At 71.0% G+C, this 26,121-nt stretch carries 22 protein-coding genes; 20 read left to right on the top strand and 2 right to left on the bottom strand.

All coding sequences use genetic code 11. From position 1 onward, the window contains the following. Positions 1-178: 178 nt before the first annotated feature. From OG456_RS06470 to OG456_RS06455, 4 genes are all read left to right on the top strand, one after another. Positions 179-1,516, top strand: a complete 1,338-nt coding sequence (locus tag OG456_RS06470) for an OFA family MFS transporter (RefSeq protein ID WP_266558096.1) — start codon at positions 179-181, stop codon at positions 1,514-1,516. Beyond that, positions 1,482-1,619, top strand: coding sequence for a hypothetical protein (locus tag OG456_RS06465; protein ID WP_165914588.1), 138 nt, complete (start codon positions 1,482-1,484; stop codon positions 1,617-1,619). Before OG456_RS06470 ends, OG456_RS06465 begins: the two co-directional genes overlap by 35 nt. A gap of 147 nt (positions 1,620-1,766) precedes the next feature. After that, entirely contained in the window at positions 1,767-2,714 is a 948-nt protein-coding gene (locus OG456_RS06460; protein WP_266558093.1) for a beta-ketoacyl-ACP synthase III, read from the top strand. A gap of 131 nt (positions 2,715-2,845) precedes the next feature. Further along, positions 2,846-3,523 (top strand): GntR family transcriptional regulator, encoded by a 678-nt coding sequence (locus tag OG456_RS06455; RefSeq protein ID WP_266558092.1) that lies wholly within the window; start codon positions 2,846-2,848, stop codon positions 3,521-3,523. A gap of 58 nt (positions 3,524-3,581) precedes the next feature. Here the strand turns inward: OG456_RS06455 and OG456_RS06450 are convergent, their stop codons facing one another. Then, complete coding sequence (locus tag OG456_RS06450; RefSeq protein ID WP_266558090.1) at positions 3,582-4,832, bottom strand: low temperature requirement protein A; 1,251 nt, start codon at positions 4,830-4,832, stop codon at positions 3,582-3,584. A gap of 209 nt (positions 4,833-5,041) precedes the next feature. On the opposite strand from OG456_RS06450, the gene OG456_RS06445 reads away from it, so the two are divergent. The 16 genes from OG456_RS06445 (at position 5,042) to OG456_RS06370 (ending at position 24,649) form a co-directional block, all read left to right on the top strand. Further along, positions 5,042-6,223, top strand: coding sequence for an ROK family transcriptional regulator (locus tag OG456_RS06445; protein WP_266558088.1), 1,182 nt, complete (start codon positions 5,042-5,044; stop codon positions 6,221-6,223). A gap of 98 nt (positions 6,224-6,321) precedes the next feature. Beyond that, a complete protein-coding gene (locus OG456_RS06440; protein WP_266558086.1) occupies positions 6,322-7,833 on the top strand; it encodes a sugar ABC transporter ATP-binding protein in 1,512 nt (503 codons plus the stop codon). A gap of 188 nt (positions 7,834-8,021) precedes the next feature. Further along, positions 8,022-9,032 carry an ABC transporter permease gene (locus OG456_RS06435; RefSeq protein WP_266558084.1) on the top strand — a complete coding sequence of 337 codons (1,011 nt, stop codon included), beginning with the start codon at positions 8,022-8,024 and terminating at the stop codon, positions 9,030-9,032. A 20-nt stretch (positions 9,033-9,052) separates the two neighbouring features. Continuing rightward, positions 9,053-10,096, top strand: coding sequence for a substrate-binding domain-containing protein (locus OG456_RS06430; RefSeq protein WP_266558082.1), 1,044 nt, complete (start codon positions 9,053-9,055; stop codon positions 10,094-10,096). Positions 10,097-10,151: 55 nt separating this feature from the next. Continuing rightward, positions 10,152-11,363 (top strand): Gfo/Idh/MocA family protein, encoded by a 1,212-nt coding sequence (locus OG456_RS06425; protein ID WP_266558080.1) that lies wholly within the window; start codon positions 10,152-10,154, stop codon positions 11,361-11,363. A gap of 13 nt (positions 11,364-11,376) precedes the next feature. Next, complete coding sequence (locus OG456_RS06420; RefSeq protein WP_266558078.1) at positions 11,377-12,381, top strand: sugar phosphate isomerase/epimerase; 1,005 nt, start codon at positions 11,377-11,379, stop codon at positions 12,379-12,381. A gap of 215 nt (positions 12,382-12,596) precedes the next feature. Beyond that, a complete protein-coding gene (locus OG456_RS06415; RefSeq protein ID WP_266558076.1) occupies positions 12,597-15,053 on the top strand; it encodes a PQQ-dependent sugar dehydrogenase in 2,457 nt (818 codons plus the stop codon). A 15-nt stretch (positions 15,054-15,068) separates the two neighbouring features. Further along, on the top strand, positions 15,069-16,427 hold the full coding sequence (locus OG456_RS06410) for a ThuA domain-containing protein (RefSeq protein ID WP_266558074.1): 1,359 nt from the start codon (positions 15,069-15,071) through the stop codon (positions 16,425-16,427). Positions 16,428-16,522: 95 nt separating this feature from the next. Further along, on the top strand, positions 16,523-17,641 hold the full coding sequence (locus tag OG456_RS06405) for an inositol-3-phosphate synthase (protein WP_266558067.1): 1,119 nt from the start codon (positions 16,523-16,525) through the stop codon (positions 17,639-17,641). Beyond that, positions 17,638-18,546 carry an SCO3242 family prenyltransferase gene (locus OG456_RS06400; RefSeq protein ID WP_266558065.1) on the top strand — a complete coding sequence of 303 codons (909 nt, stop codon included), beginning with the start codon at positions 17,638-17,640 and terminating at the stop codon, positions 18,544-18,546. Before OG456_RS06405 ends, OG456_RS06400 begins: the two co-directional genes overlap by 4 nt. Continuing rightward, complete coding sequence (locus OG456_RS06395; protein ID WP_266558063.1) at positions 18,543-19,394, top strand: sugar phosphate isomerase/epimerase; 852 nt, start codon at positions 18,543-18,545, stop codon at positions 19,392-19,394. The genes OG456_RS06400 and OG456_RS06395 overlap by 4 nt, the downstream gene beginning before the upstream one ends. A gap of 17 nt (positions 19,395-19,411) precedes the next feature. Then, entirely contained in the window at positions 19,412-20,029 is a 618-nt protein-coding gene (locus tag OG456_RS06390) for an EboA domain-containing protein (protein WP_266569089.1), read from the top strand. Further along, on the top strand, positions 20,029-20,877 hold the full coding sequence (locus OG456_RS06385; RefSeq protein WP_266558061.1) for a TatD family hydrolase: 849 nt from the start codon (positions 20,029-20,031) through the stop codon (positions 20,875-20,877). Before OG456_RS06390 ends, OG456_RS06385 begins: the two co-directional genes overlap by 1 nt. 3 nt (positions 20,878-20,880) lie before the next feature. Beyond that, a complete protein-coding gene (gene eboE, locus OG456_RS06380; RefSeq protein WP_266558059.1) occupies positions 20,881-22,050 on the top strand; it encodes a metabolite traffic protein EboE in 1,170 nt (389 codons plus the stop codon). Then, positions 22,047-23,471 carry a nucleotide pyrophosphatase/phosphodiesterase family protein gene (locus tag OG456_RS06375; RefSeq protein ID WP_266558057.1) on the top strand — a complete coding sequence of 475 codons (1,425 nt, stop codon included), beginning with the start codon at positions 22,047-22,049 and terminating at the stop codon, positions 23,469-23,471. Before eboE ends, OG456_RS06375 begins: the two co-directional genes overlap by 4 nt. A gap of 26 nt (positions 23,472-23,497) precedes the next feature. Further along, on the top strand, positions 23,498-24,649 hold the full coding sequence (locus tag OG456_RS06370; protein ID WP_266558055.1) for a sugar phosphate isomerase/epimerase: 1,152 nt from the start codon (positions 23,498-23,500) through the stop codon (positions 24,647-24,649). Positions 24,650-24,726: 77 nt separating this feature from the next. Here OG456_RS06370 and OG456_RS06365 read toward each other — a convergent pair whose 3' ends face one another. Further along, the gene (locus OG456_RS06365) at positions 24,727-26,121 is read right to left on the bottom strand and encodes an OFA family MFS transporter (protein WP_266558052.1); all 1,395 of its coding nucleotides are present in this window, start codon (positions 26,119-26,121) and stop codon (positions 24,727-24,729) included.

Raw genomic sequence — 26,121 nt, 5'->3', positions numbered from 1 at the left:
GTTCGGTCGAGGGCTCCTGCTCTCACGGGAGGAGAGTGCGGAGGACCGTCGGACTGTCGATGGAATATTGTCTACAGTATGGAAGATGGGCCGACAAGAGGTGGCGCATCGCATACCGTGTACGGATTCCAGTGCGCGCTCTTCCCAACTCCCGTACGGCTCCCTAACGTTCGGGATCATGAGGCCCCCCGTCGCGCCAACCGGCTGGAGCCGCTGGCTCGTTCCGCCCGCCGCTCTGTCCGTCCATCTCTCCATCGGCCAGGCCTACGCCTGGAGTGTCTTCAAGCCCCCGCTCGAGTCCGCCATGCACCTCAGCGGCACCGAGAGCGCCCTCCCCTTCCAGCTCGGCATCGTGATGCTCGGCCTCTCCGCGGCCTTCGGCGGCACGCTCGTCGAGCGCAACGGCCCGCGCTGGGCGATGACCGTCGCCCTCATCTGCTTCTCCTCCGGCTTCCTGCTCTCCGCGCTCGGTGCCGCCACCGGACAGTTCTGGCTGATCGTCTTCGGCTATGGATTCGTCGGCGGGATCGGCCTCGGCATCGGCTACATCTCGCCGGTGTCGACCCTGATCAAGTGGTTCCCCGACCGGCCCGGCATGGCCACCGGCATCGCGATCATGGGCTTCGGGGGCGGCGCGTTGATCGCCTCGCCGTGGTCCGCGCAGATGCTGGAGTCCTTCGGCGCCGACTCCTCGGGCATCGCCCTCGCCTTCCTCGTGCACGGACTCGCGTACGCCGTGTTCATGTCGCTGGGCGTACTGCTCGTACGGGTGCCCCGTACAGAAGGGGCGCCCAGGGCAGGGGTGCCCGCGCCGCTCGAAGGGGTGCAGGTCTCGGCTCGCAGCGCCGTGCGCACCCCCCAGTTCTGGTGCCTGTGGCTCGTGCTCTGCATGAACGTGACGGCGGGCATCGGCATCCTGGAGAAGGCCGCCCCGATGATCACGGACTTCTTCAAGGACAGCGGCACCCCCGTCAGCGTCTCCGCGGCCGCGGGCTTCGTCGCGCTCCTGTCGGCGGCGAACATGGCGGGCCGCATCGGCTGGTCCTCCGCCTCCGACCTGGTCGGCCGCAAGAACGTCTACCGCCTCTACCTGGGCGTGGGCGCCGTCATGTACCTGCTGATCGCCCGCTTCGGCGACTCCTCCAAGCCCCTGTTCATCGGCTGCGCGCTGGTGATCCTCTCCTTCTACGGCGGCGGCTTCGCCACCGTCCCCGCGTACCTCAAGGACCTCTTCGGCACCTACCAGGTCGGCGCGATCCACGGCCGGCTGCTCACCGCCTGGTCCACCGCCGGAGTGCTCGGCCCGCTGATCGTCAACCGGGTCGCCGACAGCCAGGAAGAGGCCGGCAAGCACGGCCAGGACCTCTACGGCCTGTCCTTCACGATCATGATCGGCCTGCTCGTCGTCGGCTTCGTCGCGAACGAGCTGATCCGTCCCGTCCACGCCCGCCACCACATCCCCGCCCCGAGGGAGGCCACCGATGACGCAGCCGCAGAGCGCCGGCAGTCCGCCTAGCCGTCGCGCGCTCACCCTGTTCGCCTGGCTGTGGGTCGGGGTGCCGCTCGTGTACGGCCTGTACGAACTCGTGCAGAAGGCGAGGCAGCTCTTCACGGGGTAGGGCGGGGCAGACCCCGGACGCCGCAGGGCGATGTGGGGCACCCTCCAACCAGGGCGCCCCAATCCTGTCGCTTTACGCGCCCTCGTACCGGTGAGTCGCTCACCAGACTGGTGGATCCGCATCTCGAACACCGAGGGGACTCCACCCATGACCGGTTCGCGCATCACCGCCGTAGGCCACTACCAGCCCGCCAGGGTCCTCACCAACGAGGACCTGGCGGCCATGGTGGACACCGACGACGCGTGGATCCGCAGCCGTGTGGGCATCCGCACCCGTCACATCGCGGGTCCCGACGAGCCGGTCGACGAGCTGGCCGCGCACGCCGCGGCGAAGGCCCTCGCCGCGGCGGGGCTGACGGCGAACGACATCGACCTCGTCGTGGTCGCCACCTCCACCGCCGTCGACCGCTCGCCGAACATGGCCGCACGCGTCGCGCACCGCCTCGGTGTGCCCTCGCCCGCCGCGCTCGACGTCAACGTGGTGTGCGCGGGCTTCACGCACGCGCTCGCCACCGCCGACCACGCCGTACGGGCGGGCGCCGCGACGCGCGCCCTGGTGATCGGCGCCGACAAGATGTCCGCCGTCACCGACTGGACGGACCGCACCACCTGCGTCCTCGTCGGCGACGGCGCGGGCGCCGTCGTGGTCGAGGCCTGCCCGCCCGGCGACGAGCCGGGCATCGGGCCCGTCCTGTGGGGTTCCGTGCCCGAGATGGGTAACGCCGTGCGCATCGAGGGCGAGCCGGCGCGCTTCGCGCAGGAGGGCCAGAGCGTCTACCGCTGGGCGACGCAGCAGCTGCCGCCGCTGGCCCGCGCGGCGTGCGAGCGGGCCGGTTACACGCCCGCGGATCTGGCCGGCGTCGTCCTGCACCAGGCGAACCTGCGGATCATCGAACCGCTCGCCGACAAGATCGGCGCGGTGAACGCCGTCGTCGCGCGCGACGTCGTCGACTCGGGCAACACATCCGCCGCCAGCGTCCCGCTCGCCTTCTCCAAGCTCGTCGAGCGCGGCGAGATCCGCAGCGGCCAGCCGGTGCTGCTCTTCGGATTCGGCGGCAACCTGTCCTACGCGGGCCAGGTCGTCCACTGCCCCTGAGCAGGCGTGATTTCGCGGCGTTCACGGGTGTGACGAGACCGACTCCCGCCCCTACTGGCCATTGTGCTCGGTAGACTGTAGACGAAAGCCAATTCATACTGGCTTCTCCGTTGCACAGGAGGGGGACCGCGATGTTGTCCACAGGACTGCCGCAGGGGGCGGTGCCCAAGCTCGAGCGCCCCGGACCGCTGCGCGAGCGGGTCTACGAGGCGCTGCTCGAACTGATCACGACGCGTGCACTTCAGCCCGGCCAGCACCTGGTCGAGAGCGAACTCGCCGGGCACCTCGGGGTGTCGAGGCAGCCCGTGCGCGAGGCGCTCCAGCGGCTCAACACGGAGGGCTGGGTCGATCTCCGTCCCGCGCAGGGCGCCTTCGTGCACGAGCCGACCGAGGACGAGGCGGACCAGCTCCTCACGGTCCGTACGCTCCTGGAGGCCGAGGCGGCCCGCCTTGCCGCAGCGAACGCCGGCAAACCCGGGATCACCGCACTCGAAGAGCTGTGCGCCAGAGGTGAGCAGGCCGTCGCGGACGGCGACGTCGAACTCGTCGTCGCCACGAACGCCGCCTTCCACGCCAAGGTCATGGAACTCGCGGGGAACGTGGTCCTGGGCGAGCTCGCCGGACAGGTCGACCGCCGCGTGCGCTGGTACTACCAGCCGGTGGCCCGCATGCGGGGCAAGCAGTCCTGGATCGAGCACCGCGAGCTGATCGCGGCGATCGCGCAGCGGGACGAGGCACGCGCGACGGCGGTCATGCGGGTCCACACCGAGCACACCCGCGAGACGTACCACCGGCGCGACCAGTCGTAGGGGCCGCGCCGCCCACGGATCACTGTCGGGGCGCGTCCCTGGAAGGGGCGCGGGACCGCTACATATGCGGCTCCGCCGCGTGGGCGCGACCAGCCACGGACGACCCGTCGTCCGAGGGAACGCCCCGACAGGCCCGCGCCTCCGCGGCCAGCATCGCCACAAGGATCACGACGAGCGCGACGAGTTCCGCCACGGCGGCCACGTGCGTCCCGAGCAGCGCCGCGCCGAGCACCACCGGCACGGCGGCCGCTCTGAAGGCCAGCGGGGAGAGCCGCATCGCGGCCCTGAACGCGACGTCGCCGGCCAGGAACAGCGCGACACCGCCCGCGAGCGCGAGCGCGGGCCCGGTGTGCAGATGCTCACCGAGGTGCCCGAGCGACTTCTTCACGCCCGCCGCGAGGAACGCGACGCCGAGCAGCATCGGCAGGAAGGCGTAGTAGTACGCGTTCATCGCGAGGCGGAACCGGCGTGCCGGCGACGTTGCCCGGAACGTCTCCTCGGCCGCGCCCTCGTCCCGTACGAAGTACGTCCACCACAGTGCGACCGCGACCGCCAGTGCCAGGAACGCGCCCCCGAACAGGCCCACCGTCAGCGGCTGGTCGCCGATGCCGATGCCGATCGCGATGACGGATTCGCCGAACGCGATGATCAGGAGCAGGCCGTGGCGCTCCACGAAGTGCCCCGGCTCCAGTCCGCCGAGCTGACCCCTGAGGTCGTCCGTCGTGCGCCCGCCGTGGCGGCGGGGACCGGCCTGCGCCAGGAACGGCGTCACGATCTGCAGCAGGATCGCGAGCACCCACCACGCGTCGGCGGCGAGCCCGTGGAAGCACCCGGCCGTCGTCACGGACAGCGCGGCCAGCGCGTTCGGCACCGCGTACCAGATCACGTCACGGCCGTGGCTGCGCGTGTACAGCGCGCTGTGCACCACGACGACGAGCAGGAACCCGAGGCCGAAGACCACGCCGCCGTCGGTGAAGGCGCGCGGGACGGCGAGCGCGCACACCAGGAACGCGCCCATCCCGACGATGAGCAGCAGCCGGCGTGAGGGCCGGTCGGGCGGCACCTGGTTGGTCAGGTAGGCGTAGGCGCCGTACATCCAGAACAGCACGACGAAGACGAGGACGACCCGGCCCGCCGTGGCGAACGACAGGTCGTGCGCGAGCAGCACGGTGATCTGCGTCAGGGTGAAGACGAAGACGAGGTCGAAGAAGAGCTCCAGCGTGCTGACCCGCAGTTCCGCGGCGGGCTGATCCCCTCTCCGCGCGGCGGGCCGTTCCCGCTCCGCCGGCGCGCGCGTGCTCTCCGTCATGCCAACCCCCTTGAGACGTCCTTCAGTTGTGCGAGCGACAGGGTACGCGGATCCTCCCTCCCGACTCTTTGTCCTGTCACTGGAGAAAGTCATGGGTAATTGCTGCGCAACTTCTTCCCACTCCCGGCAAGCACTGCTACGTTCCCCTCGAAAGCCCGAAGACGGGACGACAGGCGGCCCGGTGAGGCGGTGAGGGGCACGTGAGACGCATGACGGCTCGACCCGCGAACGCGCACCAGGCGCGCCTGTTGCGTCTGCTGCGAGACGGCGGACCCAACTCCCGTGCCCAGCTGGGCGATCAGATCGACCTCTCGCGGTCGAAGCTGGCCGTCGAGGTGGACCGGCTCCTGGAGACGGGCCTGGTCGTGGCCGACGGACTCGCCGCCTCGCGCGGCGGGCGCCGCTCCCACAACATCAGGCTCGCCCCCGAACTGCGTTTCCTCGGCGTCGACATCGGCGCGACCTCGGTCGACGTCGCCGTCACCAACGCCGAACTGGAAGTTCTCGGGCACATCAACCAGCCCCTGGACGTCCGTGAGGGACCGGTCGCCGTCTTCGAGCAAGTGCTCGCGATGGCCGCCAAGTTGAGGGCCTCCGGGCTCGCCGAAGGGTTCGACGGAGCCGGGATCGGCGTCCCCGGACCCGTCAGGTTCCCCGAGGGTGTGCCGGTCGCGCCGCCGATCATGCCGGGCTGGGACGGGTTCCCCGTCCGCGAGGCCCTCAGCCAGGAACTCGGCTGCCCGGTCATGGTCGACAACGACGTGAACCTGATGGCGATGGGGGAGCAGCACGCGGGCGTCGCCCGCTCCGCACGCGACTTCCTCTGCGTCAAGATCGGCACGGGCATCGGCTGCGGCATCGTCGTCGGCGGAGAGGTCTACCGCGGTACGACGGGCAGCGCCGGCGACATCGGACACATCCAGGTCGAGCCCGACGGACGCCAGTGCGCCTGCGGCAACAAGGGCTGCCTGGAGGCCTACTTCAGCGGCGCGGCACTCGCCCGCGATGCGGAGGAGGCCGCCCGCGAGGGCCGCTCCGGCGAACTCGCCGCCCTGCTCGAAGCGGCCGGGAAACTCAGCGCCGCCGACGTGGCCGTCGCGGCGGCCGCCGGGGACGCCACCGCACTCGATCTCATCCGCGAGGGCGGCAACCGTACCGGGCAGGTCATCGCCTCACTCGTCAGCTTCTTCAATCCGGGCCTCGTGGTGATCGGAGGTGGCGTGACCGGCCTCGGTCACACGCTGCTCGCCGCCCTGCGCACCCAGGTCTACCGCCAGTCGCTGCCCCTGGCGACCGGCAACCTCCCCATCGTCCTGGGCGAGCTCGGCCCCACCGCCGGAGTCATCGGCGCGGCCCGCCTGATCAGCGACCACCTGTTCTCACCGGCGTAACACCGCCCGGCGCAACACCGCACGCGATCACCACACCAGTACGGCGTTCAGCTTCGCCCTGCCCTGACACCGGCCCGCATCCGCCGAGGGGATCACTCATGGCACCGGAACCACCCCTGCTCACCATGTCCGGCATCACCAAGTCGTTCCCCGGCGTCCGCGCCCTCGACGGCGTGGACCTGGAGGTCCTGGCCGGTGAGGTGCACTGCCTCCTCGGCCAGAACGGCGCGGGGAAGTCCACCCTCATCAAGGTCCTCGCCGGCGCCCACCAGCCCGACGACGGTACGATCACCTGGCGCGGCGAGCGCACGGTGCTCAAGTCGCCCATCGCCGCGATGCGCCTCGGCATCGCCACCATCTACCAGGAACTCGACCTGGTGGAGGGACTGTCCGTCGCCGAGAACGTCTACCTCGGACACGAGCCGACCACCGCCGGTTTCGTGGTCCGCGGACGCGACGCCCGCACCACAACCGCCGCACTCCTCAAGCGACTTGGGCACGGCGAGATCGGTCCGGGCACGCTCGTCGGCGATCTCTCGGCGGCCCAGCAGCAGATCGTGTCCATGGCCCGCGCGCTCTCCCACGACGTCCGTCTCATCGTCATGGACGAACCCTCGGCCGCCCTCGACCCGGACGAGGTCGACAACCTCTTCCGCATCGTCGACTCCCTCACCGCCGACGGCGTCGCCGTCGTCTACATCTCGCACCGCCTGGAGGAGATCCGCCGGATCGGCGACCGCGTCACCGTCCTCAAGGACGGCCGGGCGGTCGCGGGCGGACTGCCCGCGAAGGAGACGCCGACCCGCGACGTGGTCGCCCTCATGACCGGCCGGAACGTCGAGTACGTGTTCCCCGAGCGACCGACGGCACCCCCGCTCGCCGAACCCGTCCTCACCGTCAAAGGCCTGTCCCGGCAAGGGGAGTTCGCACCGCTCGACCTCGAACTGCGGCCCGGCGAGATCGTCGGTCTCGCGGGCCTCGTCGGCTCGGGACGCTCCGAGATCCTGGAGACGATCTACGGCGCGCGCAAGGCCAGTACCGGACAAGTCGTCGTCGACGGACAGGTGCTGCGGCCCGGCAGCGTACGCGCCGCCGTCCGCGCCGGGCTCGGCCTCGCCCCCGAGGAGCGCAAGGCGCAGGCCCTCCTCATGCTGGAGTCCGTCACCCGCAACGTCTCCGTCTCCTCCATGTCCCGCTTCTCGTACGGAGGCTGGCTCGACCGCGGCAAGGAACTCGACGCCGCGCGGGCCGCGACCCGAGAGCTGTCCCTGCGCCCCGACAACCCGTCCGCGCCGGTGCGCACCCTCTCCGGGGGCAACCAGCAAAAGGCCGTACTCGCCCGCTGGCTGCTGCGCGGCTGCCGCGTCCTCCTCCTCGACGAGCCGACCCGGGGCGTGGACGTCGGCGCCCGCGCCGAGCTCTACGCCGTCATCCGCCGCCTCGCCGACGACGGCCTCGCCGTCCTCATGGTCTCCAGCGAGGTCCCCGAGGTCCTCGGCCTCGCGGACCGGGTCCTGGTGCTGAGGGAGGGCGCCGTGATCCACGAGTCGCCGGCGGCGGACCTGGACGAACACAGAGTGCTCGACCTGGTCCTCGCAGGGGGCCGATAGGGGCGCGGGGCCGCTACATATGCGGCTCCGCCGCGTGGGCGCGACAAGCCCCCACCGGCCTGCACCCGGAAAGCCGCCGCACGCACCAGCCACCCACCCGATCAGGGGCGCGGGGCCACAACATATGCGGCTCCGCCGCGTGGCGCGCTCAGCCACAGACAACCCGTACCCGAAGGGAGCCCGGCACCATGACCCAGCCCGCATCCCCCGCCCGGCCCGCCACCCCGAAGACCACGCCCGCCGGCCCCCGCCCGAGAGGGTTCCGCCCGGACGTGCGGACCCTGTCCCTGGTGGGCGTGCTCGCCGCCCTGGTCCTGATCGGCGGCATCACCCAGCCCGACTCGTTCCTCGACACGAACAACGTGCAGCTGATCCTCACGCAGGCGTCCGTCATCGGGGTCGTCACCGTCGGCATGACCTTCGTGATCATCTCCGGCGGCATCGACCTGTCGGTCGGCGCGATCGTCGCCCTCGCGAGCGTCTGGGCGACCACCGTCGCGACCCAGGACTACGGCTTCGCCGGAATCCTGTTCACCGCCGTCGTCGTGGGCGTCGGCTGCGGACTGGTCAACGGGCTGCTGATCGCGTACGGCGGCATGGTCCCCTTCATCGCCACCCTCGCGATGCTCGCGTCGGGCCGCGGTCTCGCCCTCCAGATCACCGACGGCAAGACCCAGACCGTGTCCGTGGACAGCGTCCTCAAGCTCGGCGAGCGCGACGCCTACATCCTCGGCATCCCGCCGCTCGTCCTAGTCTTCGCCGCCGTCACGGTCGTCGGCTGGCTGGTCCTGAACCGTACGACGTTCGGCCGCCGCTCCGTCGCCGTCGGCGGCAACGCCGAGGCCGCGCGGCTCGCCGGCATCGACGTACGCCGCCAGCGCCTCTACCTCTACCTCCTGTCGGGCCTGTGCTGCGGCATCGCGGCCTTCCTCCTGATCGTCCTCGCCGGATCGGGACAGAACACGAACGGCAACCTCTACGAACTCGACGCCATCGCCGCCGCGATCATCGGCGGCACCCTGCTGACCGGCGGCCGGGGCACCATCACCGGCTCCGTGCTCGGCGTACTGATCTTCACCACGATCACCAACATCTTCGCGCTCAACAATCTGCAGAGCGACGTCCAGGAGATCGCCAAGGGGGCGATCATCGTCGCCGCGGTCCTGGTCCAGCGACGCACCTCCACCACCACTTCTTGACTCGGGAAGGGCCCACCGACATGCCAGAGACCACGAGCCGCAGAGGACTGCTCTTCGGGGCGGCAGCCGCCGTCACCACGGGCGGACTGCTCACCGCCTGCACGAGCAACGAGCCCAAGGAGGCGAAGCCCGCGGCGAACGACAAGCCCGCCGCGGACGACAAGCCGGGCAAGCACGTCACCATCGGGTTCGCGGGACCGCAGGCCGACCACGGCTGGCTGAACGCGATCAACGACAACGCCACGGAACGCGCGAAGAAGTACTCCGACGTCACCCTGGAGGCGACGGAGGGCTCGAACGACACCGCCGCGCAGATCGGGCAGGTCGAGACGCTCATCAACAAGAAGGTCGACGTCCTGGTGATCCTGCCGGCCGACGGCAAGGCCCTCACCCAGGTCGGCCTGAAGGCGATGCGCGCCGGGATCCCCGTGGTCAACCTCGACCGGATCTTCAACACCCCGCAGGCCTACCGCTGCTGGATCGGCGGCGACAACTACGGCATGGGCCTGAGCGCCGGCAACTACATCGGCGAGCAGCTCAAGGACAAGAAGAACGCCAAGGTCGTCGAGCTCGCGGGCCTCGACAACCTGGAGCTCACCAAGCAGCGCAGCCAGGGCTTCGACGACGCCCTGAAGAACTTCCCGAACATCAAGAAGGTCGCCCGCCAGGCCGCCGAGTTCACCGTCGAGTCGGGGCAGTCGAAGATGGCGCAGCTCCTCCAGGCGCAGAAGAACTTCGACGCCTTGTGGAACCACGACGACGACCAGGGTGTCGGCGCCCTGCGCGCCATCAAGCAGGCCGGCCGCGACGACTTCCTCATGGTCGGCGGCGCCGGAGCGCTCTCCGCCATGCAGGCCATCGAGGCAGGCAACAGCGTCCTCAAGGCGACCGTCCTCTACCCGCCGACCATGGCCGCCTCCGCGATCGACCTCGCGCGCGCCCTCGGCCAGGGCAAGGGCGTCAGCGGCATGGCCGAGTTCGAGATCCCGGCCCACGTGACGCTCTTCTCGGCGGTCGTCGACAAGGACAACGTCGCCCAGTACATGCCGACCGGCTTCAAGTGATGGACGCCCCCACAGCGCATCTCGCGGGACCGGCGTCGACGAGGAGGACTACTGCATGGGCACGACTGAGGAGCCCGGGGCCGGACCGCGCCCCCTGGGTGTCGGCATGGTCGGCTACGCCTTCATGGGCGCCGCCCACTCCCAGGGCTGGCGCACCGTGGGCCGCGTCTTCGACCTGCCGCTGCGACCGGTCCTCGCGGCCGTCTGCGGCAGGGACGGGCAGGCCGTCCGAGCCGCGGCCGACCGGCTCGGCTGGGCCGCGGCGGAGACGGACTGGCGGGCGCTGATCGCCCGCGAGGACGTCGACGTCGTCGACATCTGCACCCCGGGCGACAGTCATGCGGAGATCGCCGTCGCGGCCCTGGAGGCGGGCAAGCACGTCCTGTGCGAGAAGCCGCTCGCCAACACGGTGGACGAGGCCGAGGCAATGGTCGAGGCGGCCGAACGTGCCCGTGCGCGCGGCCAGCTGGCGATGGCCGGATTCAACTACCGGCGCGTACCCGCCACCGCGCTCGCCCGCCGCATGGTCGAGGAGGGCCGCATCGGCGCCCTGCGCCACGTCCGCGTCTCCTACCTCCAGGACTGGCTCGTCGACCCCGACTTCCCGCTCACGTGGCGGCTGAAGAAGGAGTACGCGGGCTCGGGCGCCCTGGGCGACCTGGGCGCGCACGCCGTCGACCTCGCGCAGTACCTGGCGGGGGAGCCCCTCGTCGGCGTCTCCGCGCTCACGGAGACGTTCGTACGGGAACGGCCGGTCCTCAAGGACTCCGTAGGGGCGTCGGCCGGGCTCGCGGCGGGCGACGCCGGGACCGGGCGCGGCCCGGTGACGGTCGACGACGCGGCGCTCTTCACGGCCCGCTTCGCCTCCGGGGCGCTCGGCTCCTTCGAGGCGACCCGGTTCGCCACCGGCCGCAAGAACGCCCTGCGCATCGAACTCAACGGCGAGAAGGGCTCGTTGGCCTTCGACCTGGAGCGCCTCAACGAGCTCTCGTTCCACGACCACACCGAACCCGGGGACAGCGCAGGATTCCGCCGCATCCTCGTCACCGAGCCCGGCCACCCCTACCTGGAGGCCTGGTGGCCGCCGGGCCACGGCCTCGGCTACGAGCACACCTTCGTGCACCAGGCCCGCGATCTGGTCCACGCCGTCGCGTCCGGCCAACAGCCCGAACCCTCCTTCGCCGAGGGCCTGCGCGTGCAGCGCGTGCTCGCCGCCGTGGAGGAGAGCGCGCTCAAGAACTCCGTCTACACCCCCATCCCGGTCTGAGGAGGCACGGCTCATGCCACGCCAGTTCACCCTGTTCACCGGACAGTGGGCCGACCTGCCGCTCGAAGAGGTGTGCAGGCTGGCCCGCGACTTCGGCTACGACGGCCTCGAACTCGCCTGCTGGGGCGACCACTTCGAGGTCGACAAGGCCCTCGCGGACCCCGGCTACCTCGACTCGCGCCGCGCCCTGCTCGACAAGTACGGCCTCAAGTGCTGGGCGGTCTCCAACCACCTGGTGGGGCAGGCGGTGTGCGACGCGATCATCGACGAGCGCCACCGGGCGATCCTGCCGGCCCGCATCTGGGGCGACGGCGAGGCCGAGGGAGTACGACGGCGGGCCGCGGCCGAGATGGAGGACACCGCGCGGGCCGCCGCGGCCTTCGGCGTCGACACCGTCATCGGCTTCACCGGCTCGTCCATCTGGCATCTGGTCGCGATGTTCCCGCCCGCGCCCGAGTCGATGATCGAGCGCGGCTACCAGGACTTCGCCGACCGCTGGAACCCCATCCTCGACGTCTTCGACGAGAACGGCGTCCTGTTCGCACACGAGGTCCACCCGTCGGAGATCGCTTACGACTACTGGACCACGCAGCGCGCCCTCGACGCCGTCGACCACCGGGCCGCCTTCGGCCTGAACTTCGACCCCAGCCACTTCGTGTGGCAGGACCTCGACCCGGTCGGCTTCCTGTGGGACTTCCGTGACCGGATCTACCACGTCGACTGCAAGGAGGCCCGGCGCCGCCTGGATGGCCGCAACGGCCGTCTCGGCTCGCACCTGCCCTGGGGCGACCCGCGCCGCGGCTGGGACTTCGTCTCCGCGGGCCACGGCGACGTGCCCTGGGAGGACGTCTTCCGGATGCTGCGCTCCATCGACTACGAGGGGCCCGTCTCGGTCGAGTGGGAGGACGCCGGGATGGACCGGCTCCAGGGCGCCCCGGAGGCGCTCAAGCACCTCAAGGCCTTCGACTTCGAGCCGCCCACGGCGTCCTTCGACGCGGCCTTCGGCGGCTCCGACTAGCAGCACGGCGGCCACGTTTGTCCTGCCCGGGGAGAAAGTCGACTCCTTTGCTGTGCAAGGGCTTTCCGTCCCGGACAAACGTGGCTACGGTCCAATGTTGTACAGGACACGCACAGTTCCGGGGTGACGGCGCACCCCGGCGTACCGATCGCACCCGCAGAGCGCATGCGCGACATGCCCCCGTCCGTACGCACGCCCTTTTCCGGAGGAACTCCGTGCACAGGAAACGCCCGAGATTCCGCAAGGCACTCGCACTCCTCACCGGCTCACTTCTCGCCGGAGCCTCACTCGCGATCGGCGCCCCGCACGCCGGCGCGGCGCCCGCCCCCGACACCGCGGTCGCCGCCGCGGAGGACTTCCAGCAGGTCACCCTCGCCAAGGGCGCCGAAGAGGTCGGCGAGCCCATGTCGCTCGCCGTCCTGCCGGACCGCAAGGTCCTGCACACCTCGCGCGACGGCGTCCTGCGCCTGACCGACGAGAACGGCACCACCAAGGTCGCCGGCAAGCTCGACGTCTACTCCCACGACGAAGAGGGCCTCCAAGGCGTCGGCGTGGACCCGAAGTTCAGCGACAACCACTTCATCTACCTCTATTACGCGCCGCCGCTCGACACCCCGGCGGGCGACGCCCCGAACGACGGCACCGCCGCCGACTTCAAGCCCTTCGACGGCCACAACCAGCTCTCCCGCTTCGTGCTCAACGCGGACGGCACCCTCGACAACGCCAGCGAGAAGAAGATCCTCGAGATCCCCACCTCGCGCGGCATCTGCTGCCACGTCGGCGGCGACATCGACTTCGACAAGGAGGGCAACCTCTACCTGTCGACGGGGGACGACTCCAACCCGTTCGCCTCGGACGGCTACACGCCGATCGACGAGCAGCCCACCCGCAACCCGGCCTACGACGCCCGGCGTTCGGCAGGCAACAGCAACGACCTGCGCGGCAAGATCCTGCGCATCAAGGTCAACGACGACGCCACGTACTCCATACCCGACGGCAACCTCTTCGCCCCGGGCACCGACAAGACCCGCCCCGAGATCTACGCGATGGGCTTCCGCAACCCGTTCCGGATCAGCGTCGACAAGCCGACCGGCATCGTCTACGTCGGTGACTACGGACCCGACGCCGGCGCCGCCGACCCGAAGCGCGGCCCCGCGGGCCAGGTCGAGTTCGACCGCGTGACGAAAGCCGGCAACTTCGGCTGGCCCTACTGCACCGGCAACAACGACGCGTACATCGACTACGACTTCGCCACCAAGACGTCCGGCGCCGCCTTCGACTGCGCCGCGCCGAAGAACACCTCGCCCCACAACACGGGCCTCGTCGACCTGCCGGCCGCGCAGCCGGCCTGGATCCCCTATGACGGCGGCTCCGTCCCCGAGTTCGGCACCGGCTCCGAGTCCCCGATGGGCGGCCCGGTCTACCGCTACGACGCGGCGAACACCTCGCCCGTGAAGTTCCCCGAGGCCTACGACGGCAACTTCTTCGCCGGTGAGTTCGGCCGCCGCTGGATCAAGCGCATCGAGCTGGACGCGGACGGCAAGAACACCAAGATCAACCCGTTCCCGTGGACCGGCACCCAGGTGATGGACATGGCGTTCGGCCCCGACGGAGCCCTGTACGTCCTCGACTACGGCCTGTCCTGGTTCGGCGGTGACGAGAACTCGGGCCTGTACCGCATCGAGAACGCCACCGACGGACACTCGCCCGTCGTCGACGCCAAGGTCGACAAGACCTCGGGCCAGGCCCCGCTGAAGGCCCGCTTCTCCTCGACCGCGACCGACGCCGACAGCGACGCGCTGACGTACTCCTGGAACTTCGGCGACGGCACCAGCGGCACGGGCGCCGCGCCCAGCCACACGTACAAGAAGAACGGCACCTACACCGCGACCGTCACCGCCAAGGACTCCACGGGCCGCACCGGCAGTGCCGACGTCCACCTCGTCGTCGGCAACACCGCGCCCAAGGTGACCCTCGAACTCCCCGCGGACGGCCAGCTGTTCACCTTCGGCGACAAGGTGCCCTTCAAGGTGAAGGTCACCGACCCGGAGGACGGGACGATCGACTGCTCCAAGGTCAAGGTCACGCACATCCTCGGCCACGACAGCCACGGCCACCCGGTCACGTCGGCCAACGGCTGCGAGGGGACCATCCAGACGTCCGCGGACAGTGAGCACGACGCGGACGCCAACGTCTTCGGAGTCTTCGACGCCGAGTACACCGACCAGGGTGCGAACGGCCAGCCCGCGCTGACCACGCACGACCAGAACGTCACCGAGCCCAAGCACCGCCAGGCCGAGTTCTTCGGCGACTCCAAGGGCGTCACCATCGCCGGTCACACCCCGGCGCACGGCGGCAAGACGGTCGGCGACATCAACAACGGCGACTGGATCTCCTTCAAGCCGTACGTCCTGAACAACGCCACGTCGTTCAGCGCCCGCGTCGCGTCCGCCGGCAGCGGAGGCACCCTGGAGATCCGCAGCGGCTCCGCCACCGGGAAGCTCCTGGGCAGCGCCAAGGTCGAACCCACCGGGTCCTGGGAGACGTACAAGGACGTCACCGGCACCCTCGGCGGGGCGTCCGCGAAGACCACGACCCTGTTCCTGGTCTTCAAGGGGGCGGGCACCGAGTCCCTCTTCGACGTGGACGACTTCACCTTCACCACCAGCTGAGGAAGGAGCAGAACTGTGCGCACCTCCACCCGTATCGCGCTCGCGGCCTCCGCGGCCGCCCTGCTCATCGGCTGTGTCTCCGCTCCCGCGTCCTCCTCACCGGGGGACGCGGGAGCGGGGGGCCGGGTCCTGGTCTTCTCCAAGACCGCGGGCTTCCGCCACGACTCGATCCCCGAGGGGATCACCGCCGTGAAGGACCTGGGCGCCGCCAACGGCTTCACCGTCGACGCCACCGAGGACGCCGGCGCCTTCACCGACGCCAACCTGCGCCGCTACGACGCCGTCGTCTTCCTCTCCACCACCGGCGACGTGCTCGACGAAGGCCAGCAGACCGCCTTCGAGCACTACATCGAGAAGGGCGGCGGCTACGTCGGCGTCCACGCGGCCGCCGACACCGAGTACGACTGGCCGTTCTACGGCGGCCTCGCCGGCGCCTACTTCCAGAACCACCCGGCGATCCAGCCCGCCACGGTCAAGGTCGAGGACCGGGGCAACCCGGCCACCGCCCACCTCGACCGCACCTGGAACCGCACCGACGAGTGGTACAACTACCGCTCCAACCCGCGCGAGCACGCCCACGTCCTCGCCTCGCTCGACGAGTCGTCGTACACCGGCGGCACCATGGCGGGCGACCACCCCATCTCCTGGTGCCAGAACTACCGGGGCGGGCGCTCCTTCTACACGGGCGCCGGGCACACCAAGGAGTCGTACGCCGACCCGGCCTTCCGGCAGCACCTGCTCGGCGGGATCCGCTGGGCGAGTGGCGCCGCGCAGGCCGACTGCCGGCCCGAGAGCGGCTACACGTCCCTGTTCGACGGGACCGCAGAGTCGCTCAAGGACTGGAAGCAGGCCGGACCCGGCTCCTTCGAGCTCTCGGACGACGGCACGCTCACCTCGGCCGGCGGCATGGGAATGCTCTGGTACGCGGGCCGTCCGCTCGGCTCGTACTCCCTGAAGCTCGACTGGAAGATGGCCGGGGACGACAACTCCGGTGTCTTCGTGGGCTTCCCGCAGTCCGACGACCCCTGGTCGGCCGTGAACAACGGCTACGAGGTCCAGATCGACGCGACCGACGCACCCGACCGCACCACCGGGTCCGTCTACAGCTTCCAGTCCGCCGACGTGAAGAAGCGCGACCGTGCGCTGAACCCGCCGGGGGAGTGGAACACGTACGAGATCCGGGTCGAGGGCGAGCGCCTGCGGATCTGGCTCAACGGCGTGAAGGTCAACGACTTCACCAACGCCGACCCCGCCCGGAGCCTGCGCGACGGGTACGTCGGGATCCAGAACCACGGCAACGACGACCAGGTGTCCTTCCGTGACATCCGGGTCAAGGACCTGCCCGCGAAGCCGGGCGCCGGGTCCGGCCACTAGACGGCGGCGGGCGGGGGACGCCGGACCCCCGCCCGCCGTCCCGCACCACCCCCGCAACTCCGGCTCCAGGTTCGCGTACGACAAGGAGGCTGCCCATGTCCGCCGAACCCACTTCCTCCACCGCCCGCTTCGGAGTCTGGCTCATCGGGGCCCGTGGCTCCGTCGCCACCACCGCGGTCGCGGGCTGCGCCGCCGTCGGCGCGGGCCTGCATCCCCCGACGGGCATGGTCACCGAGACCGAACCCTTCGCCGGCGCCGGGCTCCCCGCGCTGTCGTCCCTCGTCTTCGGCGGACACGACACCGTCGACTGTCCGCTGCCCAAACGCGCCGAACACCTCGCCGCCGGAGGCGTCCTGCCGCACGGCCTGCCGACCGCGGTCGCCGCCGAACTCGCCGCCGCCGACCGGGAGATACGCCCGGGAGGCCCCCAGCCGGGGGACGCCCGCTCCGACGACGAACTCATCACCGAGTTCGCCGCCGACATCAAGGACTTCGCCGACCGCGGCGGACTCGCCGGCGCCGTCGTCGTGAACGTGGCGTCCACGGAACCCGCCCCCGACAGCAGCCGTCTGCCCGCCAGCTCCCTCTACGCGGCGGCCGCCCTGCGCGCGGGCTGCCCGTACGTCAACTTCACCCCCTCCACCGGCCTGCATCACCCCGCGCTCGCCGATCTCGCCGCCTCCAGCGGCCTGCCTTACGCGGGCCGTGACGGCAAGACCGGCCAGACCCTCCTGCGGTCCGTGCTCGCGCCGATGTTCCTCCAGCGCTCCCTGTCCGTGCGGGCCTGGTCCGGCACGAACCTCCTCGGCGGCGGAGACGGCGCCGCGCTCGCCGACCCCGGCGCCGCCGCGGCGAAGAACGCGGGCAAGGAACGCGTCCTCGCCGACGCGCTCGGGGCCGCGCCCGAGGGCGAGGTCCACATCGACGACGTGCCCGCGCTCGGCGACTGGAAGACGGCCTGGGACCACATCGCCTTCGACGGCTTCCTCGGCTCCCGCATGATCCTCCAGACGATCTGGCAGGGCTGCGACTCCGCGCTCGCCGCCCCCCTCGTCCTCGACCTGGCCCGCCTCCTCCTGCGTGCCCACGAGAAGGGCGTCGAGGGGCCCCTGCCCGAACTCGGCTTCTACTTCAAGGACCCCGACGGCGACGCGTCCCCCGCGCTCGCCGAGCAGTACGCGACGCTGGTCGGTTTCGCGGGACGCCTGCGGTGACCGGCCGTACGCGGCACCTGCGGGCCTGGGCCGAACTCCTGCGCCTGCCCGCCCTGTTCACGGTCCCCGGCGACGCGCTCGCGGGCGCGTCCGCGGTGGGCCCGCGCCCCGGCCGAGGCACCTTCCTCGCCATCGGGTCGTCCCTGTGCCTCTACGAGGCGGGCATGGCCCTCAACGACTGGGCGGACCGCGCCGAGGACGCCGTGGACCGCCCGCACCGCCCGCTGCCGTCAGGGCGAATCCGCCCCGCAGCGGCCCTCGCGGCAGCGGGCGGCCTCACCGCCGCGGGCCTGGCCCTCGCGACCCGGGCGGGCCGTCCCGCCGCCCTGGCAGCGGGCGCGCTCGCGGCGACGGTATGGGCGTACGACCTGGGCCTGAAGAAGACCCCCGCGGGACCGGTGGCGATGGCGGCGGCGAGGGGGCTCGACGTGCTGCTGGGAGCGGCGGCGACCTCGGGCCGCCTGCATCGCGCGGCTCTGCCCGCGGCCACGACGCTGGCCGCCCACACGCTCGCCGTCACCGCGGTGTCCCGCAACGAAACCCAGGGCGGCGACGTCAAAGCCCCCCTGGGCGCACTCGCCGCGACCCTCGCGCTGACCCGGATCACCGGGCGCGCCCCACGACTCCCGGCAGGCCGGCGGGCAGCAGCCGCCCCCGGCCTGTCGGGGACCACCACCGTCGCCCTGGCCGCCGCCTACGCGGCCACCGCGGCCCGCCCCTACTTCCACGCCGCCCTCAACCCCTCGCCGCCCCTGACCCAGCGGGCGGTGGGCGGCGGCATCCGCGCCATGATCCCGCTCCAGGCCGCCCTCGCCGCCCGGGCCGGCGCCCCCAGGACCGCCCTGATCACCGCCGCCCTCGCGCCGCTCGCGCAGCGCATCGCACCGAAGGTGAGCGTCACATGACCATCCGCTGGGGATACGGCACGAACGGCCTGACCGACCTCCGCCTGGAGGACGCCCTCGCGGTCCTCGCCGACCTGGGCTACGACGGCGTCGGCCTCACCCTCGACCACATGCACCTGGACCCCCTGGTCCCCGACCTGCCCACCCGCACCCGGCAGGTGGCCCGCGTCCTCGACCGGCACGGCCTGAGCGTCACCGTCGAGACGGGCGCCCGCTACGTCCTCGACCCGCGCCGCAAGCACGGCCCCTCGCTCCTCGACCCCGACCCGGACGCGAGGGCCGCCCGCACCCGGCTGCTCATCAGGGGCGTGCAGGTCGCCGCCGACCTCGGCGCCCACGCCGTGCACTGCTTCAGCGGCATCACCCCGGACCGCACGGACGACGGGACCGCGTGGAAGCGGCTCGCCGACGCGCTCGCACCCGTCCTCGACGCGGCCTCCGCCGCCGGCGTCCCGCTCGCCATCGAGCCCGAACCCGGCCACCTCCTGGCCACACTCGCCGACTTCCACTACCTCCGCGAGGAGTTCGGCGGCCCCGAAGCGCTCGGCCTCACCCTGGACATCGGCCACTGCCAGTGCCTGGAGCCGCTGCCGCCCGCCGACTGCGTGCGCGAGGCCGCTCCCTGGCTGAAGCACGTACAGATCGAGGACATGCGACGGGGCGTCCACGAACACCTCCCGTTCGGCGACGGCGAGATCGACTTCCCGCCGGTGCTCGAAGCCCTCGAAGCCACGGGCTACCAGGGACTGACGGTCGTGGAACTGCCCCGCCACTCCCACGCGGGACCCCGACTCGCCGAGGAATCCCTGCGGTTCCTGCGCGCCGCCGCCGAAGGAGGCACCCCGTGACCGACGCACCTCCCGGCATCGCGGCCCTCCGGGCCCGCACCGACGCCTCCCTCAAAGAGACGGCCCGCACGTGGCTCGACAAGGCCGCGGCGGAGGCCGCCGCAGCTGACGGTGGCAAGCAACAGACGCACACCACTTGGGAGTTGAGGTTCGCCGAGGCCGGGCGCCGGTGCGGTGCCGAGCACGCCGACAGCGCCCGCATCGTCCTCCTGCACGCGGCCCGCGCCGACACCGCCACCCTCACCCGCCTCTACGAACAGGGCGCCGCCGCCGAACGCCGCGCCGTCCTCGCGGCCCTTCCCCACCTCGTCGCGGGCCCCGAAGCGCTGCCCCTCGTCGAGGACGCGCTGCGCACGAACGACACCCGGCTCGTCGCCGCCGCCGTCGGCCCCTACGCCGCCGAGCACCTCACCGCGCACCACTGGCGGCACGCCGTCCTGAAGTGCCTCTTCACCGGCGTGCCCGTGTCCGCCGTCGCCGAGCTCGCCGAACGCGCCCGCGGCGACGCCGAACTCGCCCGCATGCTCGGCGACTACGCGAACGAGCGGACCGCCGCGGGCCGTCCCGTCCCCGACGACCTGCACCGCGTGCTGGCCCTGACCACGCCGCCTCCCCACAAGGCCGAGGAGTCCTGATGCGCATCTTCGACCCGCACATCCACATGACGTCGCGCACCACCGACGACTACGAGGCCATGTACGCCGCCGGCGTCCGGGCGATCGTCGAGCCGTCCTTCTGGCTCGGCCAGCCCCGCACCTCGCCCGCCTCGTTCTTCGACTACTTCGACGCACTCCTCGGCTGGGAGCCCTTCCGCGCCGCGCAGTACGGGATCGCCCACCACTGCACTCTCGCCCTCAACCCCAAGGAGGCGAACGACCCGCGCTGCGCACCCGTCCTCGACGCGCTGCCCCGCTACCTCGTCAAGGACAACGTCGTCGCCGTCGGCGAGATCGGCTACGACTCGATGACCCCCGCCGAGGACACCGCGCTCGCCGCCCAGCTCCAGCTCGCCGCCGACCACGAACTCCCCGCGCTCGTGCACACCCCGCACCGCGACAAGCTCGCCGGACTGCGCCGCACCCTCGACGTCGTACGCGAGTCGGCCCTGCCGCTCGACCGGGTCCTGATCGACCACCTCAACGAGACCACGGTGAAGGAGGCGAAGGACGCGGGCTGCTGGCTCGGGTTCTCCGTCTACCCCGACACCAAGATGGACGAGGAGCGAATGGTCGCGATACTCACCGAGTACGGACCCGAGCAGGTTCTCGTCAACTCGGCCGCCGACTGGGGCAAGAGCGATCCCCTCAAGACCCGCAAGGTCGCCGACGCGATGCTCAAGGCCGGCTTCACCGAGGACGACGTCGACCGCGTCCTGTGGCGCAACCCCGTCGCGTTCTACGGCCTCAGCGGCCGGCTCGCCCTCGATGTCGCGGGGACCGACGCCACCCACGAGGGGAACTCCATCCTGCGCGGCGGGGCGTGAGCGATGCGCTTCCGCCACCCCGACGGGTCCACCGTCCACCTCGCGTACTGCACCAACGTCCACCCCGCCGAGACCCTCGACGGCGTGCTGGCCCAGCTGCGCGACCACTGTGAACCCGTCCGCAAACGCCTCGGCCGCGACCGGCTCGGCATCGGCCTGTGGCTCGCCAAGGACGCCGCCCGCGCCCTCACCACCGACCCCGTCGCCCTGCGCGGCCTGCGCACCGAACTCGACCGGCGCGGCCTCGAGGTCGTCACCCTCAACGGCTTCCCGTACGAGGGCTTCGGCGCCGAAGAGGTCAAGTACCGCGTGTACAAGCCCGACTGGGCCGACCCGGAGCGCCTCGCGCACACCGCCGACCTGGCCCGCCTCCTCGCCGCGCTGCTCCCCTCCGACATCACCGAGGGCACCATCTCCACGCTGCCCCTCGCATGGCGCACCGCCATCGACCCGGCCCGCCGGGACGTCGCGCACGCCGCGCTCACCACCCTCGCCGAGCGGCTCGACGCCCTGGAGGAGCTGACCGGCCGCTCCATCCGCATCGGCCTCGAACCCGAGCCGGGCTGCACCGTCGAGACGACCGGCGACGCGATCGCCCCGCTCACGGCCGTGGCCCGCGACCGCATCGGCGTCTGCGTCGACACCTGCCATCTCGCCACCTCCTTCGAGGACCCGGCCACCGCCCTCGACGCCCTCGCCGTCGCCGGGATCCCCGTCGTCAAGTCCCAGCTCTCCGCGGCCCTGCACGCCGAGCACCCCGAAAGGGCCGAGGTCCGTGAGGCGCTCGCCGCGTTCGACGAACCCCGCTTCCTGCACCAGACCCGCACCCTCACCCCCGAAGGGCTGCGCGGCACCGACGACCTCGGCGAGGCGCTCGCCGGCGGCGCGCTCCCCGACACCGCGCCCTGGCGCGCCCACTTCCACGTACCCCTGCACGCGGCGCCCGCGGCCCCCCTCACCTCCACGCTCCCGGTGCTCAAGGACACGCTCACGCGGCTGGTCGGCGGCGCGCATCCGCTCACCCGGCACCTGGAGGTCGAGACGTACACCTGGCAGGCGCTCCCGCCCGAGCTGCGCCCCCGCGCCCGCCCCCAGCTCGCCGACGGCATCGCCGCCGAACTCACCCTGGCCCGCGACCTCCTGACGGACCTCGGCCTGAAGGAACTCCCATGACAACTCCCGAGACGGACACGACAGCCGACCGGACGGAACCGGGCCCGAACCCGCTGCTCGTCCTGGACGTCGTGGGCCTCACCCCGCGCCTCCTCGACCACATGCCCCACCTCAAGTCGCTCGGCCGGACGGGTTCCCAGGCGCACCTCGGCACGGTTCTGCCCGCCGTCACGTGCGCCGCCCAGTCGACGTTCCTCACCGGCACGATGCCGTCCGAGCACGGCATCGTCGCCAACGGCTGGTACTTCCGCGAGCTGGGCGACGTACTCCTGTGGCGTCAGCACAACGGGCTCGTCGCCGGCGACAAGCTCTGGGACGCAGCCCGCCGCAGCCACCCCGGGTACACGGTCGCCAACATCTGCTGGTGGTACGCCATGGGCGCCGACACCGACATCACCGTCACACCCCGGCCCGTGTACTACGCCGACGGGCGCAAGGAACCCGACTGCTACACCAGGCCGCCGGCCCTGCACGACGAACTCACCGAGAAACTCGGCACGTTCCCCCTCTTCCACTTCTGGGGCCCGGGCGCCGACCTCGTCTCCAGCCGGTGGATCGTCGACGCGACCCGCCACATCATCGCCACCCGCCACCCCGACCTGGCGCTGGCCTACGTCCCCCACCTCGACTACGACCTCCAGCGCTTCGGCCCCGACGACCCGCGCTCGCATCGGGCGGCGGCCGAACTCGATGCCACCCTCGCGCCGCTCCTCGACGACGCGAAGGCCGAGGGCCGCACCGTCGTCGCCCTCTCCGAGTACGGCATCACCCGCGTCGAGCGTCCCGTCGACATCAACCGCGCCCTGCGCCGCGCCGGACTCCTCGAAGTGCACACGCAGGACGGCATGGAGTACCTCGACCCGATGACGTCGCGGGCGTTCGCGGTCGCCGACCACCAGATCGCGCACATCTACGTGCGCCGCCCGGAGGACCTCGACATGGTCCGCGAGGCGCTGAAGGACGTGCCCGGCATCGAGCAGCTCCTCGACGACGAGGGCAAGAAGGCCCACCATCTCGACCACCCGCGCTCCGGGGAACTCGTCGCCATCGCCGAGCCCGACGCCTGGTTCACGTACTACTACTGGCTCGACGACGACCGCGCGCCCGACTTCGCGCAGCTCGTCGAGATCCACCGCAAGCCCGGCTACGACCCCGTCGAGCTGTTCATGGACCCCCAGGACCCCTACGTCAAGGTGAAGGCCGCCGGAGCCCTGGCCCGCAAGAAGCTCGGCATGCGCTACCGCATGGCGGTCGTGCCCCTCGATCCCTCACCCATCCGCGGCAGCCACGGCCGCCTCCCCTTGAGCGACGACAGCCCCGACGGTCCGCTCATCCTGTGTTCCACCCCCCGCGCCGTCACCGGCCGTGTCGCGGCCACCGACGTGAAATCGCTGTTGCTCGACCTGGCCGGTCTCGCATGAGGCCACCTCTGAGAAAGAGAGACACCGTGACCGCGTTCAACGATGAATCCGGAGCCGGCGACGCCCTGCGCCGCACTCTCGGCGTCAGCCGCCGCCGTTTTCTGAGCACCTGCACTGCCGCGGGGGCCGCCGCCGTCGCCGCACCCGTCTTCGGAGCGTCGCCCGCCCTCGCCCGGACCGCGCCCGCGGCCGCCACGGGCGCCGGCCAGGCGCTCGTCCCGGCGGACAGGCGCGGCATCATTCTCTACACGGTGCGCGACGCCACCGGCAGAGACCCGCTCGCCACCGACCTGCCCTCCGGCTTCCGCGAGGTGTTCAAGGAGCTGGCCCGCTACGGCTACAAGCAGGTCGAGTTCGCCGGCTACGGCCAGCACGCGAACGCGCCCGGCGGCGCCAACCTCGAAACCGTCGAGGGCGCCAAGCTGCTGCGCTCCTGGCTCGACGAGTACGGCCTGCGCGCCCAGGGCAACCACGGCTTCATCCCGGGGTCGTGGCCGCTCAGCCAGCCCGACCTCGACACGTTCAAGAAGCACCTGGAGATAGCCAACATCCTCGGCATGGACCACATGGGCACCGGTGGCGACCCCACCGGCAGCGCCTACCGGTCCGACTGGGACGCCGCCGCCGACAAGTGGAACGCGCTCGGCAAGATCGCCCACGGCGCGGGGCTCAAGCTGTACACGCACAACCACGACGCGGCGTACGGCTTCCTGCTCGACGGCGGGCCTCTCGACGCGCAGGGCAAGCCGACCCGCAGCTCCGGCATCCGCAAGCTGGAGTACTTCCTCACGGTGACCGACCCGAAGACGGTCTGGCTGGAGATGGACATCTTCTGGGCGCACGTCGCCCAGTACAAGTTCCACACCTACACCGCCCACGACGGCTCCCAGCAGGAGAACGTCTTCGACCCTGCCGCACTCGTACGTGGCCACAACAAGCGCTACCCGCTCTTCCACGCCAAGGACGGCACGGTCAACACGACCAACGGCATGGGCTACGACATGGTGCCGTTCGGAGAGGGAGTCATCGACTACCGCACCTTCTTCTCCCGCGTCGGCGCGAAGAACTACCACAACCCGATGGTCGAGCAGGACAACGCGCCCAGCTCCACCGACCTCGGCCAGTCCCTGAAGTACGCGAGGGTCGGCTACGACAACCTGGCGGCGCTGCGCAAGTAGCACCACTGACGCCGACGCGGCAGAACTGAGTGGGGCCCGGCCTTCCGGCCGGGCCCCACTCAGTAGGTGAACTTCCTTTATGCGCCGATGACTTGCTCAGGCGCTGCGGCCGCCTTCTCCCGGCCCGGCTGCCGCAGCAGCAGCGCGAAGGCCGCCGCAGCCATCGATATCCCGCCGGCCAGCGCGTACGCCCCGTTGTAGCCCCACGCGGCGACCACCATCGAGCCGAGGCCGCCGCCGAACAGGCCACTGATGAGCTTGCCGCTGTAGACGAGCCCGTAGTTGGTGGCGTTGTAGTTCTCGCCGAAGTAGTCCGGGGTCAGCGCCGCGAACATCGGGTAGAACGCGCCGCCGCCGAAGCCGGACAGGAAAGCGAAGACCAGGAACAGCCACTCACTCTTGATGTCGCCTGCCCAGATCACGCCGAACTGGGCGAGCCCGAGCACGACGATCACGAGCACGAGGCTGAGCTTTCGGCCCCAGATGTCCGACATCCAGCCCACGACGGCACGGCCGACCCCGTTGATGACGGCCATGACGCCCATCGACGACGCCGCGACCAGAGGCCCGAAACCGACCTCCTTGGCGAAGTCCACCTGGAACGAGATGCCGAAGATCGACACACCGGCCGTCAGTACGAGGCTGAACCACATGATCGGCAGCATGCCGGTCCTGATGGCTTCCTTGGGCGTGTACTGGCGCACCGCGGGCGGGTTCTTGGCGAGAGACCTCGCGCTCTTGCCCGTGCCGGAGGTGGCGAGGGGGTCGATGTCGTGCGGCCACCAGTTCTTCGGCGGGTCCCTGAAGTAGAACGCGCAGACGAGCACCACGACCAGGACGTAGGCGCCGATCATGTCGAGCACCCGGTGGTAATTGGACGTGTCGAACGCGTAGTTGAAGATGAAGATGAACGGCAGGGACCCGTAGGCGAAGCCGCCGTTGACGAAGCCCGTCCTGCCGCCTTTTCGCTCCGGGAACCATTTGCCGACCATGTTGATGCAGGTCGAGTAGACGAGGCCGGAGCCGAGGCCGCCGATGACGCCGAAGCCGAGGATCGCCAGCCACACATTGCTCAGATGGGACAGGGCGAGAAAGCCGAGCATGCACAGGAACGAGCCGGTCATCATGGCCCGTTTCGCGGACAGGATGCCCTTCTCCCGCATCCATCCCGCGGGGAAGGCGATGCCCGCCTGGAAGAACACCCAGATGCTCAGGATCCAGAAGGTGTTCGACTGCGTCCAGCCATGCGCGCTGGACAGCGTGTCCTCCGCCGAACCGTACGCGTACTCGGAAACGCTGATGGCCATCATCGCGACCCATGGCAGATACACCATGAACTTACGGGAATGGCCGAGGATGTCGCGGTCCGTCTCACCTAGGCGATAGACGCGGCCGTTCTCGTCGGTGATCTCTCGGTACTTGCTACCAGTGGTCGTCGCTGAGTTGCCTGCGGCGATGGGCTCGGCCGTCAT

The organism is Streptomyces sp. NBC_01446 (genome assembly GCF_026340095.1).
GTDB classification, from domain to species: Bacteria; Actinomycetota; Actinomycetes; order Streptomycetales; family Streptomycetaceae; genus Streptomyces; species Streptomyces aureus.
This window is presented reverse-complemented; position numbering and strand designations above follow the sequence as displayed.

Coding starts and splice junctions, on each gene's coding strand:
- OG456_RS06460 (WP_266558093.1), top strand. CDS start 1,767: ATGACCGGTTCGCGCATCACCGCCGTAGGCCACTACCAGCCCGCCAGG.
- OG456_RS06425 (WP_266558080.1), top strand. CDS start 10,152: ATGGGCACGACTGAGGAGCCCGGGGCCGGACCGCGCCCCCTGGGTGTC.
- OG456_RS06365 (WP_266558052.1), bottom strand. CDS start 26,121: ATGACGGCCGAGCCCATCGCCGCAGGCAACTCAGCGACGACCACTGGT.
- OG456_RS06440 (WP_266558086.1), top strand. CDS start 6,322: ATGGCACCGGAACCACCCCTGCTCACCATGTCCGGCATCACCAAGTCG.
- OG456_RS06385 (WP_266558061.1), top strand. CDS start 20,029: ATGCGCATCTTCGACCCGCACATCCACATGACGTCGCGCACCACCGAC.
- OG456_RS06450 (WP_266558090.1), bottom strand. CDS start 4,832: ATGACGGAGAGCACGCGCGCGCCGGCGGAGCGGGAACGGCCCGCCGCG.
- eboE (WP_266558059.1), top strand. CDS start 20,881: ATGCGCTTCCGCCACCCCGACGGGTCCACCGTCCACCTCGCGTACTGC.
- OG456_RS06465 (WP_165914588.1), top strand. CDS start 1,482: ATGACGCAGCCGCAGAGCGCCGGCAGTCCGCCTAGCCGTCGCGCGCTC.
- OG456_RS06470 (WP_266558096.1), top strand. CDS start 179: ATGAGGCCCCCCGTCGCGCCAACCGGCTGGAGCCGCTGGCTCGTTCCG.
- OG456_RS06435 (WP_266558084.1), top strand. CDS start 8,022: ATGACCCAGCCCGCATCCCCCGCCCGGCCCGCCACCCCGAAGACCACG.
- OG456_RS06395 (WP_266558063.1), top strand. CDS start 18,543: ATGACCATCCGCTGGGGATACGGCACGAACGGCCTGACCGACCTCCGC.
- OG456_RS06420 (WP_266558078.1), top strand. CDS start 11,377: ATGCCACGCCAGTTCACCCTGTTCACCGGACAGTGGGCCGACCTGCCG.
- OG456_RS06445 (WP_266558088.1), top strand. CDS start 5,042: ATGACGGCTCGACCCGCGAACGCGCACCAGGCGCGCCTGTTGCGTCTG.
- OG456_RS06405 (WP_266558067.1), top strand. CDS start 16,523: ATGTCCGCCGAACCCACTTCCTCCACCGCCCGCTTCGGAGTCTGGCTC.
- OG456_RS06455 (WP_266558092.1), top strand. CDS start 2,846: ATGTTGTCCACAGGACTGCCGCAGGGGGCGGTGCCCAAGCTCGAGCGC.
- OG456_RS06375 (WP_266558057.1), top strand. CDS start 22,047: ATGACAACTCCCGAGACGGACACGACAGCCGACCGGACGGAACCGGGC.
- OG456_RS06430 (WP_266558082.1), top strand. CDS start 9,053: ATGCCAGAGACCACGAGCCGCAGAGGACTGCTCTTCGGGGCGGCAGCC.